We start from the raw sequence: 16,183 nt of genomic DNA on the forward strand, positions 1-16,183 counted from the left end.
AACTATCCGTAAGGGAGGAGTATTATGGAACAACACGTATCCATTATTTCATTACTGATTGTTGTCACAATGGCATTTTTAACTCCAATTCTTTTGCATCGATTTAAATTAAATGTAATCCCAGTTGTCGTTGCAGAAATTATTATGGGCCTCATTATTGGCAAGAGTGGATTCAATATCGTTCATGAAGATATTTGGCTGTCTACCTTGTCTACACTTGGATTTATTTTTCTTATGTTCTTAAGCGGGCTTGAAATTGACTTCACGGCTTTTTCACGTGGGAAAAAACGTGAGACGCTTCAAAACGGGAAAAAAGAACCTAACTCCTTTCTGGTTTCATCCGTTATCTTTGCCGGTGTCTTCATTCTCTCACTCGGCTTATCGTATCTCTTTGTTTTCGCAGGCTTTATTGATAATGCTTTTCTAATGACACTGATTATTTCGACGATTTCATTGGGAGTAGTCGTGCCCACCTTAAAAGAAGCCCACTTAATGAAAACGGTGATTGGGCAGATTATCTTATTGGTGGCGGTAATCGCTGATTTAGCTACAATGATTTTGCTTGCCCTCTTTGTGTCGTTGAATGAAGGAGGCCAGGGAGATACATGGCTTCTGCTGATTTTATTTGGAGCAGGAATTATCCTTTATTTTATTGGGAAAAGATTTAAAAATCGCAGCTTTATTGAAACACTGTCAACTGGGACGGTCCAAATCGGCACGCGGGCTGTCTTCATGCTAATTATTGTGTTGGTGGGATTATCTGAAACTGTCGGGGCAGAAAATATCTTAGGTGCATTTTTGGCAGGTGTCCTCGTTTCCTTGTTGGCGCCAAACCAGGAACTGGTTCATAAACTTGATTCGTTTGGCTACGGTTTTCTAATTCCTATTTTCTTTGTAATGGTAGGTGTAGAACTGAACATTTGGTCATTATTAAGTGAAAAGAAACTTTTGTTATTAATTCCTCTATTAATGATTGGGCTTTTATTGTCGAAGCTAATTCCAGTATACCTATTAAAAATTTGGTACGATATGAAAACCGTAATTGCCGCGGGATTTCTGCTTACCTCCACATTGTCACTGGTTATTGCAGCAGCGACGATTGGAGAACGAATTGGGGTTATAACAGAGCAAATGAAAGGAACACTAATTCTTGTTGCTGTGATTACCTCTATTTTTACACCTATCGTTTTTAAGAAGCTGTTCCCTCGAGAAGCAGCAGAGGGCAGGAAGGTGTCCATTGCATTTTTAGGTGCTAACCAGATTACTTTGCCTGTTTCCCTAGAATTAAAGTCCGGGCTCTACAACCCGGTTCTCTATCATCAAAAAATTGAAAAAGCCGAAAAAACATTTGCTGACTCGGTATTTGAAATAAAGGAAATCCCGGATTATTCGCAGGAGGCCCTTGAAAATGCAAAAGTGTTCGAATCTGAAATTGTGGTAATTTTAACTGGTAACCAGGAAGTAAATGCAGACCTGGCTATAGCTGCGAAAGAAAAAGGAGTTCCAAGGGTCATCGCCAGGATTGAAAGTCCTGAATTAGAATCGAGGCTTCGCGAACATGGGGTAGAGGTTTTTTCTTCCTTTATGTCAACAAAGGCACTGCTTCGAGCGATGATTGAGTCTCCTGCAGTCATAAATCTATTGACTAATCAGGAAACAGGACTTTATGAAATTGTGATGAAAAATGACTTATTCGATGGAATGTCATTAAGAAGATTCCCGTTTACTGGGGATGTCATTTTTGTCAGGATTTTCCGTGGAATGGATTCTATCGTCCCTCATGGAGATACAGAGCTGCAAATGAATGACCGCCTGATTGTCACAGGTTCAAAGGAATATGTGGATGAACTGAAAAGAGAGCTTGAATTTTCAGAAACAGGCAAAAGCTATTATTAGAAAAGGCTAGTACTTTTCATTTATTCAGAATTAGTGTAGAATTAGTACCAAGTACTAATATCAGTTATCATGTAGGAGGATTTTTTTAAAATGAATTTATCTTTAACTGGAAAAACATTTGTCGTAATGGGTGTTGCTAATAAGCGGAGTATCGCTTGGGGGATTGCCCGCTCACTTCATGACGCTGGGGCACGGTTAGTATTTACGTTTGCCGGGGAAAGATTGGAGAGCAGTGTACGGGAATTAGCGGAGTCCTTAAATGCGGAGGGAACTTTAGTGCTGCCATGTGATGTCACTAGTGATGAAGCAATTGCCAATTGTTTTGGTGAAATAAAAGAAGCGGTTGGAACTATTCATGGAGTGGCTCATTGTATTGCATTCGCTAATAAGGAAGAATTATCTGGCGAATACTTGAATACAACAAGGGACGGCTTCCTGCTGGCACATAATATCAGCTCATATTCCTTAACGGCAGTAGCGAAGGAAGCACGAAGCCTCATGACAGAAGGCGGAAGCATCGTTACTCTCACATACCTAGGGGGAGAGAGAGCTATCAAAAATTACAACGTTATGGGGGTTGCAAAAGCTTCCCTTGATGCAAGCGTTCGCTATTTAGCTGCGGACCTAGGAAAAGATAATATACGCGTAAATTCCATTTCTGCCGGTCCAATTCGAACACTCTCCGCGAAAGGAATCAGTGAATTTAACACGATCTTAAAGGAAATTGAAGAAAAGGCACCATTACGTAGAACAACAACGCCTGAGGAAGTAGGCGATACCGCAGTTTTCCTTTTCAGCCATCTTTCCCGTGGAATCACAGGGGAAAATATTCACGTAGACTCAGGATATCATATTATGTAGTATACAAAAGCCCGCAAAATGAACTTAACAGGTTTACTTGTGAGGTGCAAAACGGTAAATCACAACCCTAACCACATAGCAAATCACATAACCTTTCACAACACAAATCACAGTATATTGCACAGTCCATAAGGCTTTGAGATGAAAATATCTCTAAGCCTTATTTTCTTTATTGGACTAAAGCAACCGTAAGTGTACAAGTTCATTAGACAGAGTTTGATAAATAAGGGGAGAAATTTCCCTTAATTAGCAATTAAGATCAAGAATAACTTAAATAGGCGGAGAAATTTCCCCTATTGACTCAAAAAACTTCAGTATTGGGGCTTTTGCTTTGTTTAAGCGAAAAACCTTCCCTTATTTACTCCGGAATGAGACCTATTCTCCATTTAGTGGAAAAATTTTCGCTTATTTTATTACCACTAGTTACTCGATTAAGGATAAGACTTCTTATGTTTCAATGCGTTGGGGGAGTTTAAAAATTCACACACCCTCGCACCTCTAAAGTGAACCCGTTAAAAATGAACTGCGGGCTTTTTTGTATGGAAAAAAACAGTTAACGCCAATAGTCCATTCACATATATATAAAAGTGTAGGATGCCGAAAGGGAGGTGCTTATATGCCAAATACAAAAAATCAGGGACCGCTTTTCTTTATTAAACAGCCATTTTCAAGGAATCCCTCAAACTATCATATGCAGGAAATCTTCAGAAGTAAGCTTGAAACTGAGCCGGCAACGGAAGTGAATACAAGGACAGATGAAAGTAAAAAGGATGCCCCTCGTGCGAGGATGGAGAAAGATTCATATGGGATGGAAACTGAAAAAAAAGAAGCAGCATCTTCAGTACCTGTGGAGAATAACCGATCTTCCTTTAATCGAGTAAAGCCATTTAAGGAAATGACGGTAAAGGAAAGACTGGAATATTTAATTAATTTTCCAAAGGTGCTTCCGCCTGTTCCGTGTGTTTTTAATACCGTTGATGAGAAACATTTGGGCTACCTGATAAGTTATGAGGACAATCAAATAACCATTGAATATCATGATAAAACTCAAAGAACATTCCTAGTTGATGAAATCACAAATGTCATCATGATCGGAATAAAGCGATAATGAATAAATAAAAAAAAGGCCAGCCGATTCACCGACTGGCTAATTTATTTAACTGCAAATTCCAAGGTTTACGTCAGCAATACATTGAATGGCACAGAAGCAGCTTAAGTCAACTGTTACACAATCGTTGCTCGCCTTGAAGCAAGTGACTTGGCAATGCTTAGAAAGGTTTATACAGCATTTGTCATCGCCTTTTACGAAGTTGACTGGAACAAAGTTTCCGCCGTCCTTTTTGCCAGGAACTAATACGCGAAGTGTGGCACAGCAGTTATCGAACACATCCTCTACGCGGAAATAGATGGAGACGCATGCATTATAATCGTCATTGAAGAATGCGTGGAAAGGTGTACCATCAGCTGTTTTTAAAACGAATACGCGCGTATCAACTGTTTCTTGAACCGGTGAGACCAATGAACCAAGCGGCTCATTAAAGCAGCTGGTACAGGATTGGCATTCTGCTGCTTCAACAGCATTATCTTGGATATCTTTAATCGCGCGAACTACTTGACATACGCAATTGCCGTTGTCGTGATTATCTCTAAAGCTCCCACAACCCATTTATTTTTCCTCCTTAATCCGTAATATATCTTACATTACTAACATATTTAACGAGAGCCTTATGGGTTACGGACAATTGCCTTATTTACCAAAATTAGGCTATTTCCATACACAGTCATTAGTCCAATTATGAAAGGATTTTTTAACATGAAGATAAGTCTTATGCAACTGCTCCTCTTAGCATTGGCAAGCTTTCGGTTTACGAGGTTAATTGTTTTTGATAAAATTACTGAATTTATACGAAATCCCTTTTTTGATGAGGTAGAGGAAGTAAATGCAGAAGGTGAAGTGGAAATTTATTATATTCCAAAAAAATTTGGAATAAGGCGATTTATGGGTGAATTGCTAAGTTGTTATTGGTGTACAGGAATATGGTCTTCTGCCATTATGATAGGAATATCCTTCCTTTTCCCTGTTTGGGCGGAGCCGATTATACTTATCCTGGCTGTTGCTGGTATGGCGGCCATCATCGAAACAATTATTCAATATTTTAATGGGAAATAAGGTTTTTGCCTGAGACAAGACCTACGCATTTTTCATAGGATGATTAGTAACTAATGAATTGTATTTGAGTGGGGGGAAAAACGTGACAAAGAAAAAGAAGCAGTCTCAGACAACAAAGGTTTACCAGCCATCAAATGCTATAAAAAAACAGGGCTGCGGCTGTGGGAAGAAGACAAATAGGTAGAAGTGAAAAACTGCTAGGTTACTGGCAGTTTTATTTTTTTCTTTAATCGGCTCTTTAACTTAGTCATATTTTTAGTCAATGTAGAAAAAACTAATGACAGGAATGACAGTCATATTTAGAAAAAAAGGGATGAATACCGCTATGCGTAATACATACCGTTTCATTATATTGTTGTGCGTAATTTTACTGGTTTCCTGCAATCAGGATCAAAAAGCAAAAGACAGCCATCTCGCGCTCGTTAAAACCACAAATCCACCACCAGTTATCACTGATGGGCATAAAGGAAATGACCAAGTAGAGAAAATTAAACATGATGTAAGTTCTTTTCCAGAATTGTATGATGTTGCTGTCGTCAAAGGAAAAGAAGCAATCCTTGTTGCATACAAGGTTAAGCATTTGCATCGCTTTAACATGAAAAAGATTGAAAAAAATGTTACCAAGATGCTTGAGAAAAAATATCCAAAAGAGAAATTTACCGTCTCAAGTGATTATAAAATATTTCTGGAAGTCGTACGACTTGATGAAAAGATGAGGTCCTCGTCTAAGTTTAAACATCGAGATGCAGAAAAACGTTTTAATGAAATTGTTAAAATGACAGAGGATATGAAGTAGGAAAGGGGATTTAATGATGGCAAGCAAACAGAAAAATATGACACCTGAACAGCAAAAATACCAGCAGCTACAGCAAAAGCACGAAAAGAAACGGCCAGTTTTAAAAAATTGTATCAGGGCTTTTTTTGTTGGCGGACTGATTTGTGCAATCGGCCAGGCGATCAGTTATTTTTACATTTACTTTTTTAATTTTACGGAACAAAGTGTCGGGAATCCAACGGTGGCCACAATGGTGTTTCTCTCCATGCTCTTGACCGGCTTCGGTGTTTATGACCGGCTGGGGCAGTTTTCCGGTGCGGGGAGCGCGGTGCCGGTCACTGGTTTTGGCAACGCCGTCATCTCTGCAGCCATTGAGCATCGCACAGAGGGGTTTGTATTAGGGGTCGGCGGCAATATGTTTAAGCTTGCAGGCTCAGTTCTTCTTTTTGGTGTCTTTGCGGCCTTTGTGGTAGCACTGATTAGAACGGTTTTAAGCATTTGGGGGGTTTTGTAATTGCTAAAAGGACATCAATCGTGGGTCTTTCAAAATAAACCGATGATATCGGCAACTGGAGTAACAGGGGGCCCCTTTGAGGCTAACGGAAATTTGGCAAATGACTTTGATTTGTTGTATGAAGACCTATGGATGGGCCAGGATTCATATGAAAAAGCCCATCGAATCTTGCTAGAAGAAGCAGTAAAAATTGCACTGGATAAGGCAAATATTGAGAAAGAAAAAATTCAATTTTTAATAGCCGGTGATTTAATTAATCAAATAACGCCGACCAGCTTTACCGCAAGGACTATGCAGATCCCCTATTTCGGGTTATTCGGGGCCTGTTCCACTTCAATGGAAGGCTTAGCGCTTGCCTCATTTATCGTCAATTATCAGGGAGCAAAAAATGTGGTGACCGGAGCATCTAGTCACAATGCAGCGGTTGAAAAACAGTTTCGCTATCCTACAGAATATGGAAGCCAAAAGCCTCCGACAGCTCAATGGACGGTTACAGGCGCTGGTGTTGGAATCATTCAGCCAAACGAACCGGGGATGAAAAACCCTGTCACAATCTCCGCAACCATTGGAAAGGTCATTGATATGGGGTTAACAGATCCTTTCAATATGGGAGGTGCGATGGCTCCTGCAGCAGCAGATACGATTATGGCCCATTTTCGGGATCTTGACATTGATCCATCTTATTATGATCTAATTATTACTGGTGACTTAGGGAGAGTCGGCCATGACACGGCTTTTGAATTAATTAACAAAAGCGGCCTTAAGCTTGAAAGAAAGCAATTTCAGGATTGCGGGATCCTCATCTATAAGGATGACCAGCCCGTTCAATCTGGAGCAAGCGGAGCTGGATGTTCAGCGACAGTGTTATATGGACATTTGCTGAATGAAATGAGAAAGGGTACATACAGACGGATTTTGCTTGTCGCTACCGGTGCACTGTTATCGCCGCTCACCTTTCAACAAAATGAATCAATTCCATGTATTGCTCATGCAGTTGGTATAGAAATGAACAATTAAAGGGGTGACGATTATGTTTGCGATGTTTTTTTGGGCCTTTGTCATAGGCGGACTGATTTGTGTCATTGGACAGCTATTATTTGATGTTGTCAAGCTTACTCCAGGACATACATTAAGCTTACTGGTTGTAGCCGGGGCGATTTTAGCGGGATTTGGGTTGTATGAGCCACTTATTAATTTTGCCGGAGCAGGAGCGACCATACCGATAACCAGCTTTGGTAATGCATTGGTCCACGGAGCGCTTGATGATGCAAACAACCATGGGCTGATAGGCGTGTTAACCGGGATGTTTCAGGTGACCAGTTCAGGTGTATCAGCCGCCATTATTTTTGGTTTTATCGGAGCACTCGTGTTTAAGCCAAAAGGGTAAATGCTGATTTTTTGCTTAAATGAATGAATAGCTTATTCGTGCCTATACACTTTTTTTAGTAATTTCATATTGTATTAATGAAATTACTAAAGAGAGGTGAACTTATCTATGTGCTTTGGTTACGGAGGTTACGGTTACGGCGGCGGTTTTGGCTATGGCGGCAGCTTCGTTTTAATCGTTGTACTATTCATCCTATTAATCATTGTAGGTGCTAGCTGGTATTAATAGGTGAACGCACTGCTGGAAAGGATGGCCAATTATAGGCTATCCTTTTCTTTTTTCACCATTTTTTCATTCCTTCATACAATAAAGTAGTTTATGAAGGAGTGTGAAACTTGAGCATGGATAACGGTTTCTTTAAAAACATAGAGAAGAAGACTGGCGTAAATATGAAAGATATTTTTGATTTGGCTAATTCCCTTCAGAATGCCAATTTTAAAGACGAAAAGACCGTCCGGGGTGTCATTCGTAAAGTATCTCAGCTTGCTAACAAACCGATTAGTAAGGAACTAGAAGATCAAATTTGCAATACGATCATTAAAGATGGAAAAAGTCTGGATTTCAATACCATTTCAAACATGATGAATAATAAAAAATAAGCCAAGAGGCCGCTTTCCTTAATGGAAAATGGCCTTTTTGCTTATTTTTAGAAGTGGTGCAAGAAACCTAGACCGATTGGCTTTTTTTCCTCGTCTATTTTCGGGAACGGAGATAAATAGTCCTTCTTTGGCTCGGGTCATTGCTACATAAAACAACCGTCTTTCTTCTTCAAGGCCGAGAAAATCACCGCTACGACTGGTTTCCAGAGCATAATCGTGGGGAAGGCTTCCGTCGACTGCGCCAAGCAAATATACATATTTGTACTCAAGTCCTTTAGCCCTGTGAATGGTGCTTAAGGTGATAGCGTCGCGAAAATGCTTGCTTAGATTTTTTATTTCCTTATTCATTGCTGCCATATGTTCGGCATGTTCTAAAAATCCATCAATCGAGTCAAAGCTTTTTGCTGCCACTTTTAAATCCTTTAAATCATCTGATCCTTTTTCGATTTGATTTGCTTCGTTGCCTCTTTTTTTAAGAAAATCCAGGAAACCTATTTCCTTTTCAATCTTTTCAATTGCTTTTGCCGGCGGCAAGGTTTTAAGGGAGCGAATTAGCGGAACCGCTTTTTTTAATTTTTTTTCCTGAAAGGCATGTGATGTTTTTAAATGCATCAGTGCTTCAAGAAGACTGCAGTCCTGAAGGATACTAAGTGCTTTCATGTCCTTCAGGGCTGATTGTTTCAAAAATAATAATGGCAATATTTCTGTTATGCTTTTTGGATCTTCTTCATTTAAGCTGACCTTTAAGAAGGCTAATGAGCATCTGACGATATAACGGTCATAAAAGGCTTCAGCGTCCATGTCGATTTTAAAAGGGAGGTTCGAACCTGCCAGCCGTTCAAACGCTGCCCTTGAAGCAGCATTTGTCCGATATAAAATCGCAAAGTCAGCGGGATTTGCTCCGTTTGTAATCCGCTCAGATATATCAGTGACAATCATAGTGGCTTCCTCTTCTTCATCAAAAGGGAAAAAAGTAAGTGGCTTTTCAACGCTAGAAAATTGCGCATGCATTATTTTTGTTTTTCTCAATTTATTAGCGGAAATGACTTGATTGGCTGCCGAAACAATTTCATGAGATGAACGGTAATTTTGTTCCAGAATTATAGTCTTTGATGAATGGAAATCCGTTTCGAATTCAAGCAGAAAATTTGGGTCGCTTCCTCTGAAGGAGTAAATTGCCTGATCATCGTCACCGACAGCACAAACATTTTTGTGTTTTTTCGATAGTAGTTTAATCAGTTCATATTGAACTTTGTTGATGTCCTGGAACTCATCGATTAAAAAATATTGAAATCTGTCTTGATAATACTCCAATATGGCAGGAGTGTTTTTCAACAGCCAATAACAGCCAATCAGCATGTCATCAAAATCAAACAACCCTTCACGCTTTTTATAATCCTCATATTTTTTATATAAAATTGAGGTTTTTTCTTCCCATTCTGATGCCGGTCTGATCTCTGCGGGAAGGAGCATCGTATTTTTCCATAGTCCAATCTGCTGCAGCGCTAGATCATAAGCAAATTCCTTTTCGGACAAATCGAGTTCTTTCCCGATTTCTTTCAAAATTCTGTCCCGCTGCCACTCTTTTTTTAATAGCTTATCAGAGGACCAACTGGCGGGGTCATGGAACATGAGAATCCGGTAAAAGATACTGTGGAACGTACCTGTTATGAGCTGCTGGATTTTTTCACGCTTCATATTAGGATAGGAAAGAAGACGATTTTTCATTTCCGCTGCTGCTTTGGTGGTGAAAGTAACCAGCATGATGGTTCGAGGATCGGTTTGTTTAGCCTCGAGCATGAACGCGGTCCGGCAAGTCAGCACTCTTGTTTTGCCGCTTCCGGCACCGGCAAGCACTAATAAGGGGCCTTCCGTATCTATTACTGCTTCCGTCTGACTATCGTCTAAAATAACTCCATTTGATGATAGCTGCTGCAGATATGGGGGAAGGCTTTCTGGAGAATTTGTCTGTGTTGGCTTAAACGGAACTTTATATTCGATAGGTTTTGCTGTTTTAAATTTTACAGAAGCAGGATTTTCTTTTGTAATGGTTCTGCCTTGGGGAATTCTAAACCCGTTTTGCACAATATAGTGATTTTCTGTTTGTGGCTGGTTTCCTCTTTCATGGCTTTCAGGTACCAGACATTTCAATTCCGGTAATGAATGGTGGAAAAAATGGGGGTCACCCAGGATTCCCAGATAAAGCTGCACCTTTTCTTTACAAGTAGGACAAGATAGTTCTCCTCTTTTGCCTGCGATGTAAATAGACTGGAATTCCTCACGATTGAGCTCGTCAATCACAATATTCCGATTTCGATAAACTGCTGTTTTCATTTTTATAACCCTCTATTTTGAAATAAGACATGTATTATCATATCAAAACCTGGAATGGTGGGAAAGATGTTTTGAAGAATACCAATAAAAAGCACCTGCCAACCATAATATTGGCAAGTGCATTTACTATAAATTCTTTACCATTGTTTTGTGAGGAATTCCTGCATCCATGAATTCCTCTGAAACTGCCCCGTAGCCCAATTTTTCGTAAAAGGGGATGGCTTGCGTCTGGGCATTAAGTTTTAGCTTTTGGAAGCCTTTTTCCCGTGCATGGGATTCGATTGTTTCCATTATGGCTTTACCGGCACCAATGTTTCTAGCCTCTTTGAGGACACAAATTCGTTCTACTTTTCCATATCCCTCAACATTGCGGAATCTTCCAGCCCCCACTGGACGGCTTTCATGGTACATCACGAAATGAGTGGAATCATTTTCGAATTGATCAATTTCCTCTTCAATGGGGACGTTTTGCTCATCTACAAAAACTGTTTTCCGAACTGTGTATGCGTCCTCGAGCTCTTTTGGGGTTTCAACAACTTTTACTGTCACTTAGAATTATTCCTTTCCAACCGAAATGTTTCTGAAACGGTCCAAGAGCCGTTATCCAACTGGTAGAGGAGATGGAAACGGTCAATCGTTTCTTCGTGGTTAATTTTTTTCATACGCAGTGACCCGTATACATCGGAGTGTTCATCATTAGATAGGTTCTGGCCGATTGTAATATGGGGAACAAATGCGTATTCCGGATTTTGTTCGCTAAATTCTTTATTAACTTCGGCATGTAAGGAAGTTAGTTCTTCTGTCGGCTCAACTTTGAAGTAAATAACATTGTTAACTGGATGAAAAGAACTCACTTTAGTAGTTTTTAAAGTAAAAGGCTGCGTATTGCCGGCAATTTTCCGCAGTTTATCGGCAAACTCTTTCACATCTTCTTCAGTTGCTTCAAAGGCATCTTTTAATGTCAAATGTGGTGTTATTAAAGCATAATGCGAATCATAGCGCTTGCGATAGGAATTTGCCAAGTCTTGAAGCTTTTTCGATGGAAAAATAACAACTCCAAATTTCATGTTGGTACCTCCGTTTAAGTAGTTGGTTCTATTATAAGTCAAGGAATGACAAGGAAAACAGCGAGTGAAAAATGGACACTTTTTATTATAACAAATTTTCTAAATATAATAAATAATACAAATGCATTACTAGAACATCAATTTAAGAGCGCGTCTTAAGTCTGGCTGCCAATAGGTCCAAGTGTGATTTCCATTAAATTCTTCATAAAAATAATTAAAAGGTTTTTTGGAAAGGACCTTTGAAAGCTCACGATTGGGTGTCAGAAAATCGCTGATTTTTCCATCTGTTGTTTTTACTTCAGTTTCGAGTTTTCCTATAACATGATAAATTTCCAGTGATAATGGCTCTGTATAATGCTTGGCAGCTTCTAAAACAATATCGTCCACATAGGGAGATTGAAGCAGCACTTTCCCAAACGTATGCGGATATTGCAATGCAGTCATTAAGGAAACCGCTGCACCCAGTGAGTCCCCAATAAGTGCTCTGGTTGTCCCAACTTGGTACGTTGGATAAACACTGTCTAAAAAGGGGACTAATTCATGAGCAAGAAAGCGTACGTATTGCCGGTTTTGATCCCCGGCAGGATGATATTTTCTGCGGCGATCCTTTACATTCTTATAGGGTACCCCAACAATAATTAAATTTTCCACTTCTTTAATTGAAAGATACTCGTCTGCTACTCGACCAATTCGGCCAAGCTGAAAATAATCACGGCCATCCTGAGCAACCAGCAGCGAGTATTTATATAGCGGTGAGAAATTGGATGGAAGGTAAATGAGCAGCTGTATTTCTTCTCCAAGTTCATTGCTGTAAAATGTTTGTTCTGTAATGGTACCTCTTGGATAATCCATATTGAAAAATCCCCCCGAGTTCAACTTTTTATAAAAAGAATTTTACCATAATGAAAGTGAAAATGCAGAAATGCTAGTGTAACGATAAGGGGGCTAGGTGGAGGATTAATGCAGGAAACGGCTTTTATTATGCTGATCAGGCATGATGGAAAGAATGTTGTCCCGTTTAAAAGTGCGGATTTGTTTGCGCAGCAGGCAGTAGGCGCGAATGTATTCGTCAGTTACCTCTTTAATTATTAATCTACGCTGGGTAATTTCCTGGTTTTCGGCAAGATAAATCATCTCTAAAGGAATATTTTCTTCGATGGAACGAATAAATAGACCATCCATTTAAAAACTCCTCCTTTCTATAAGTCATTATAACCGAACACTAGTTCTTTAATCAATAAAAATAGAATATACGTTCTGTTGTTAGAGGAATAAATTATTAGAAAATGTTATTGACTTTTTTGTTTTTTTTACTATAATAATATTTGTAGCGTAAAGATTGATCTGTTAGCTCAGCTGGGAGAGCGCAACCTTGACAGGGTTGAGGTCGGGGGTTCGAACCCCTCACAGGTCATCATAAATCCTAACATCTGCTGATGTTAGGATTTTTATTTGCCGTGGGAACGGTGGAGAAATAAATATTAAAAAGCAAACTTTAATCATAAGTTTGCTTATTTGATTTAGTGAACTTTTTAATAATTGCTTTAATAATAAAACCTGCTGCCACACCAGGTATGACAAACAGCATCGGCAGCCAGACTGGTCCAAACAAGACACCAAAGATTTTTAATTTCGAGGAATAAATACAGCCGACCGTGACAAAATAAGCGGCAAATACAAACGGAAGAAAAGAATATCTTTCACTGCCGCCGCCGCCATCCTTAAACGCATCCCACATCGCAAAGAAATATAGGCAAGGATAAAACATCAGCCACTGATAGTCCGCTAGTGCAATTGCCTTTTCAATCTCGCCGTGAAAGCTTAGCATGATGATGGTATTGAAATTTGCTTGTGTATTCACCAGAATTTCTAAAAAAACAAACAAGAAACCTTTAAGATATTTTTTATTTAATAATTGCCCAAACCCTGGAAGGGCAATGCTCCAAAATAACTTTTCAATTGGATTTGTCAAGCCAACTTCCCCTTCCAAGGATATACTTTTAGGGCTTAATGCCCATTTCTAAAGTAAACATATATCGTACTAATCAGTTTGTCCCGGATTATCATGGAATATGACAAACAATTAGGTGCGGTTCAATAATTTTTTATTGGCGCTTAAACAAAAAGGTTTAAAAAAATTGAATAAATATAACAATTTTCAACACAATTCTTTTTCTCCTTTTGGTATTATGTAATCGTTTACATAGGAAGGAGGATTTATTGATGGGGGATATTGCTTATTTTAGGACTCCGCAAAGTATCATTTATGGAAAACAGGCATTTAATAAAATTGGAGTGGAAGCAGCGCGATTAGGGGATAGAGCGTTAATTGTTTCAGACAAAGTCATGAATCATCTTGGGTTTGTTGATAAATGTATACAGTTATTAGCAATTTATGGTGTTCAAAGCAGTGTATTTCTAGGTGTGGACTCTGAACCGACAGTCAATTATGTTTCTGAAGTACTTGAACAGTTCAGTTTGGAGAAGTGTAACTTACTTATATCCATTGGCGGCGGCAGCTGTATCGATACTGCCAAAGCAGCTGCTGTTTTAGTAACAAACGGAGGGGAAATTGGAGACTATGCAGGCGGCAGAAAAATTGCCGAAGTGAAGCCAATCCCGCATATCGCGGTTCCTACAACTGCCGGGACAGGTTCGGAAGCAACGGATGTCACGGTCATTACCGACCCTTTGACGAATGTAAAAATCATGGTCAAACAACCGGATTTCATGCCAGCAATAGCTATAGTCGACCCGCTCTTAACCATCTCCTCACCGCAGCATGTAACCGCCGCAACAGGTGTGGATGCATTAAGCCATGCCATCGAAGCCTATCTTTCCAAAAAAGCGCATTCTATGACAGATACGCTGGCATTATCAGCCATGAAACTCATTGTCCAAAATCTTTATCAAGCATATACGAATGGAGAAAACCTTGAAGCAAGGGAAGCTATGTCGCTAGGAGCCCTTCAGGCAGGAATGGCGTTTTCCAATGCGTCTGTATGTCTCGTACATGGAATGTCGAGACCGATTGGGGCGCTGTTTCATGTTCCGCATGGGTATTCCAATGCCATGCTGCTTCCGGCTGTACTTGAATTTAGTATGGATTCCTGCATTGACAGGCTAGCCGATGTAGGGGATATCTTTGCCCCAAACCATACAAATTGTTCAAATGAAGAAAGGGCAAAATTTGCAGTGGAATCGGTCAAACAGCTATGTTCTGCTTTAAAAATACCGAATTTAATGGAGTGGGGAATCGACAGACATAAATTTACCTGTGCCATCAGTAAAATGGCTAAAGATGCATTAGATAGCGGCAGTCCAGCCAATAATCCAAAAGTCCCCACACAGCAAGAAATTGAACAATTATATCGTGTATGTTATGAATATGATTTCTCGATTAAAGAAATAGTATGAATGCTTCAATAAAGCCATTGCCTTTTGCAATGGCTTTATTAGCTATTAAGAAATTCAACTGCGTTTATGTCTTCGTCCCATCGGGCTCGCCACTCGGCAAGTTTTCAATTAATATGTAAGAAGGAACTAGACCATGAAAGAAGGAATTGAGTGTGAAATTTATAAACATTGCCAATACAGATTTAAAAGCTTCTAACATGATTATGGGCAATATGCGGTTAACCTTGTTATCGGTTCCAGAGGCAGAAAAGTTAATTCGTACCGCTTTGGAAGAAGGTATCAATTTCTTTGACCATGCCGATATTTATGGAAGAGGTAAATGTGAAGAAATCTTTTCTGGGGCCATTCAAATGAATTCCGGAATTCGTGAAAACATGATTTTGCAGAGCAAGTGCGGGATCCGTTTGCCGGAAGGCTTTTTTGACTTTTCAAAGGATCATATCCTGAATTCTGTTGAAGGTATCTTAAAACGTTTAAAAACAGACTATCTTGATATTCTCCTCCTGCATCGCCCTGACCCGCTTATGGAGCCTGAGGAAGTTGCAGAAGCTTTTGAAAAGCTTCATATAAGTGGAAAGGTAAAATATTTTGGTGTGTCGAACCATAATCCGGCCCAAATAGAACTGCTGCAAAAATACATACCTTTTAAACTGGTGGTCAACCAGCTCCAGTTTAGCGTAGCCCATACTCCGATGATTGACTCTGGAATTTCATTAAATATGAAAATTGACCAGGCAATTAATCGGGATAGCAGCATTTTAGAATACTGCCGTTTGAACGATTTAACCATTCAAGCATGGTCCCCATTCCAGCACGGCTTTTTTGAAGGTTCATTCCTCGGGGATTTGGGGCGTTTTCCTGAATTGAACAAAACTATTGACGGAATTGCTGATAAATACGGTGTCACCAACACTGCAATTGCGGTTGCTTGGATTACTCGCCATCCAAGCAATATCCAGGTCGTACTTGGAACGACCAATCCGGTACGATTAAAAGATGCCTGTAAAGGGTCTGAAATCAAATTAACTAGAGAAGAATGGTATCAAATTTATAAGGCTGCGGGAAATATTGTGCCTTAACTTATAACTAGAATAAATCCAACTTTTTATATGTCTTTCAAAGTGTTAACAATGAAGCGGAAATAAGGTAAGCTAAAAAGACCT

General features: G+C 39.6%; 19 protein-coding genes and 1 tRNA gene. 13 read left to right on the forward strand and 7 right to left on the reverse strand.

Annotated elements, in window-relative coordinates:
* Positions 1–24 precede the first annotated feature (24 nt).
* The 3 genes from ACZ5AE_RS08410 to ACZ5AE_RS08420 all read left to right on the forward strand — a co-directional run bounded on the left by ACZ5AE_RS08410 (position 25) and on the right by ACZ5AE_RS08420 (position 3,865).
* Positions 25–1,896 carry a monovalent cation:proton antiporter family protein gene (locus ACZ5AE_RS08410; protein WP_464571266.1) on the forward strand — a complete coding sequence of 624 codons (1,872 nt, stop codon included), beginning with the start codon at positions 25–27 and terminating at the stop codon, positions 1,894–1,896.
* A gap of 90 nt (positions 1,897–1,986) precedes the next feature.
* Positions 1,987–2,757 carry an enoyl-ACP reductase FabI gene (gene fabI, locus ACZ5AE_RS08415; RefSeq protein WP_464571268.1) on the forward strand — a complete coding sequence of 257 codons (771 nt, stop codon included), beginning with the start codon at positions 1,987–1,989 and terminating at the stop codon, positions 2,755–2,757.
* A gap of 616 nt (positions 2,758–3,373) precedes the next feature.
* Entirely contained in the window at positions 3,374–3,865 is a 492-nt protein-coding gene (locus tag ACZ5AE_RS08420; RefSeq protein WP_464571270.1) for a CotO family spore coat protein, read from the forward strand.
* 48 nt (positions 3,866–3,913) lie between these two features.
* Here the strand turns inward: ACZ5AE_RS08420 and ACZ5AE_RS08425 are convergent, their stop codons facing one another.
* Positions 3,914–4,423, reverse strand: coding sequence for a CotY/CotZ family spore coat protein (locus ACZ5AE_RS08425; protein ID WP_464571272.1), 510 nt, complete (start codon positions 4,421–4,423; stop codon positions 3,914–3,916).
* A 147-nt stretch (positions 4,424–4,570) separates the two neighbouring features.
* Between ACZ5AE_RS08425 and ACZ5AE_RS08430 the strand changes: the two genes are divergently transcribed.
* The 7 genes from ACZ5AE_RS08430 to spoVIF all read left to right on the forward strand — a co-directional run bounded on the left by ACZ5AE_RS08430 (position 4,571) and on the right by spoVIF (position 8,202).
* Complete coding sequence (locus ACZ5AE_RS08430; protein ID WP_464571274.1) at positions 4,571–4,927, forward strand: DUF1360 domain-containing protein; 357 nt, start codon at positions 4,571–4,573, stop codon at positions 4,925–4,927.
* Between the two features lie 325 nt (positions 4,928–5,252).
* Complete coding sequence (locus ACZ5AE_RS08435; protein ID WP_464571276.1) at positions 5,253–5,723, forward strand: YhcN/YlaJ family sporulation lipoprotein; 471 nt, start codon at positions 5,253–5,255, stop codon at positions 5,721–5,723.
* Positions 5,724–5,736: 13 nt separating this feature from the next.
* A complete protein-coding gene (gene spoVAC, locus ACZ5AE_RS08440) occupies positions 5,737–6,216 on the forward strand; it encodes a stage V sporulation protein AC (RefSeq protein ID WP_464571278.1) in 480 nt (159 codons plus the stop codon).
* A complete protein-coding gene (gene spoVAD / locus ACZ5AE_RS08445) occupies positions 6,217–7,233 on the forward strand; it encodes a stage V sporulation protein AD (RefSeq protein WP_464571280.1) in 1,017 nt (338 codons plus the stop codon).
* A 13-nt stretch (positions 7,234–7,246) separates the two neighbouring features.
* On the forward strand, positions 7,247–7,603 hold the full coding sequence (spoVAE, locus tag ACZ5AE_RS08450) for a stage V sporulation protein AE (RefSeq protein WP_464571282.1): 357 nt from the start codon (positions 7,247–7,249) through the stop codon (positions 7,601–7,603).
* Positions 7,604–7,711: 108 nt separating this feature from the next.
* Positions 7,712–7,828 (forward strand): YjcZ family sporulation protein, encoded by a 117-nt coding sequence (locus tag ACZ5AE_RS08455; protein ID WP_173065130.1) that lies wholly within the window; start codon positions 7,712–7,714, stop codon positions 7,826–7,828.
* A gap of 116 nt (positions 7,829–7,944) precedes the next feature.
* The gene (spoVIF, locus tag ACZ5AE_RS08460) at positions 7,945–8,202 is read left to right on the forward strand and encodes a sporulation-specific transcription regulator SpoVIF (protein WP_464573575.1); all 258 of its coding nucleotides are present in this window, start codon (positions 7,945–7,947) and stop codon (positions 8,200–8,202) included.
* 18 nt (positions 8,203–8,220) lie between these two features.
* On the opposite strand, the gene ACZ5AE_RS08465 is transcribed toward spoVIF, so the two are convergent.
* The 5 genes from ACZ5AE_RS08465 to ACZ5AE_RS08485 all read right to left on the reverse strand — a co-directional run bounded on the left by ACZ5AE_RS08465 (position 8,221) and on the right by ACZ5AE_RS08485 (position 12,785).
* On the reverse strand, positions 8,221–10,536 hold the full coding sequence (locus ACZ5AE_RS08465; protein ID WP_464571285.1) for a UvrD-helicase domain-containing protein: 2,316 nt from the start codon (positions 10,534–10,536) through the stop codon (positions 8,221–8,223).
* Positions 10,537–10,662: 126 nt separating this feature from the next.
* The gene (locus tag ACZ5AE_RS08470) at positions 10,663–11,085 is read right to left on the reverse strand and encodes a GNAT family N-acetyltransferase (RefSeq protein ID WP_464571287.1); all 423 of its coding nucleotides are present in this window, start codon (positions 11,083–11,085) and stop codon (positions 10,663–10,665) included.
* Complete coding sequence (locus tag ACZ5AE_RS08475; protein WP_464571289.1) at positions 11,082–11,603, reverse strand: YjcG family protein; 522 nt, start codon at positions 11,601–11,603, stop codon at positions 11,082–11,084. The genes ACZ5AE_RS08470 and ACZ5AE_RS08475 overlap by 4 nt, the downstream gene beginning before the upstream one ends.
* A 129-nt stretch (positions 11,604–11,732) precedes the next feature.
* The gene (locus tag ACZ5AE_RS08480; protein WP_464571291.1) at positions 11,733–12,455 is read right to left on the reverse strand and encodes an alpha/beta hydrolase; all 723 of its coding nucleotides are present in this window, start codon (positions 12,453–12,455) and stop codon (positions 11,733–11,735) included.
* A 105-nt stretch (positions 12,456–12,560) separates the two neighbouring features.
* Positions 12,561–12,785 (reverse strand): hypothetical protein, encoded by a 225-nt coding sequence (locus ACZ5AE_RS08485; RefSeq protein ID WP_464571293.1) that lies wholly within the window; start codon positions 12,783–12,785, stop codon positions 12,561–12,563.
* 159 nt (positions 12,786–12,944) lie between these two features.
* On the opposite strand from ACZ5AE_RS08485, the gene ACZ5AE_RS08490 reads away from it, so the two are divergent.
* A tRNA-Val gene (locus ACZ5AE_RS08490) sits at positions 12,945–13,017 on the forward strand.
* A gap of 81 nt (positions 13,018–13,098) precedes the next feature.
* On the opposite strand, the gene ACZ5AE_RS08495 is transcribed toward ACZ5AE_RS08490, so the two are convergent.
* Positions 13,099–13,575 carry a hypothetical protein gene (locus ACZ5AE_RS08495; RefSeq protein WP_464571295.1) on the reverse strand — a complete coding sequence of 159 codons (477 nt, stop codon included), beginning with the start codon at positions 13,573–13,575 and terminating at the stop codon, positions 13,099–13,101.
* A gap of 251 nt (positions 13,576–13,826) precedes the next feature.
* Between ACZ5AE_RS08495 and ACZ5AE_RS08500 the strand changes: the two genes are divergently transcribed.
* Positions 13,827–15,020, forward strand: a complete 1,194-nt coding sequence (locus tag ACZ5AE_RS08500; RefSeq protein WP_464571297.1) for an iron-containing alcohol dehydrogenase — start codon at positions 13,827–13,829, stop codon at positions 15,018–15,020.
* A gap of 152 nt (positions 15,021–15,172) precedes the next feature.
* Positions 15,173–16,099 (forward strand): aldo/keto reductase, encoded by a 927-nt coding sequence (locus ACZ5AE_RS08505; RefSeq protein WP_464571299.1) that lies wholly within the window; start codon positions 15,173–15,175, stop codon positions 16,097–16,099.
* The last annotated feature ends 84 nt before the right edge of the window (positions 16,100–16,183 follow it).

It is taken from the genome of Neobacillus sp. S1227 (genome assembly GCF_055385255.1).

Coding starts and splice junctions, on each gene's coding strand:
- ACZ5AE_RS08410 (WP_464571266.1), top strand. CDS start 25: ATGGAACAACACGTATCCATTATTTCATTACTGATTGTTGTCACAATG.
- fabI (WP_464571268.1), top strand. CDS start 1,987: ATGAATTTATCTTTAACTGGAAAAACATTTGTCGTAATGGGTGTTGCT.
- ACZ5AE_RS08420 (WP_464571270.1), top strand. CDS start 3,374: ATGCCAAATACAAAAAATCAGGGACCGCTTTTCTTTATTAAACAGCCA.
- ACZ5AE_RS08425 (WP_464571272.1), bottom strand. CDS start 4,423: ATGGGTTGTGGGAGCTTTAGAGATAATCACGACAACGGCAATTGCGTA.
- ACZ5AE_RS08430 (WP_464571274.1), top strand. CDS start 4,571: ATGAAGATAAGTCTTATGCAACTGCTCCTCTTAGCATTGGCAAGCTTT.
- ACZ5AE_RS08435 (WP_464571276.1), top strand. CDS start 5,253: ATGCGTAATACATACCGTTTCATTATATTGTTGTGCGTAATTTTACTG.
- spoVAC (WP_464571278.1), top strand. CDS start 5,737: ATGATGGCAAGCAAACAGAAAAATATGACACCTGAACAGCAAAAATAC.
- spoVAE (WP_464571282.1), top strand. CDS start 7,247: ATGTTTGCGATGTTTTTTTGGGCCTTTGTCATAGGCGGACTGATTTGT.
- ACZ5AE_RS08455 (WP_173065130.1), top strand. CDS start 7,712: ATGTGCTTTGGTTACGGAGGTTACGGTTACGGCGGCGGTTTTGGCTAT.
- spoVIF (WP_464573575.1), top strand. CDS start 7,945: ATGGATAACGGTTTCTTTAAAAACATAGAGAAGAAGACTGGCGTAAAT.
- ACZ5AE_RS08465 (WP_464571285.1), bottom strand. CDS start 10,536: ATGAAAACAGCAGTTTATCGAAATCGGAATATTGTGATTGACGAGCTC.
- ACZ5AE_RS08475 (WP_464571289.1), bottom strand. CDS start 11,603: ATGAAATTTGGAGTTGTTATTTTTCCATCGAAAAAGCTTCAAGACTTG.
- ACZ5AE_RS08480 (WP_464571291.1), bottom strand. CDS start 12,455: ATGGATTATCCAAGAGGTACCATTACAGAACAAACATTTTACAGCAAT.
- ACZ5AE_RS08485 (WP_464571293.1), bottom strand. CDS start 12,785: ATGGATGGTCTATTTATTCGTTCCATCGAAGAAAATATTCCTTTAGAG.
- ACZ5AE_RS08500 (WP_464571297.1), top strand. CDS start 13,827: ATGGGGGATATTGCTTATTTTAGGACTCCGCAAAGTATCATTTATGGA.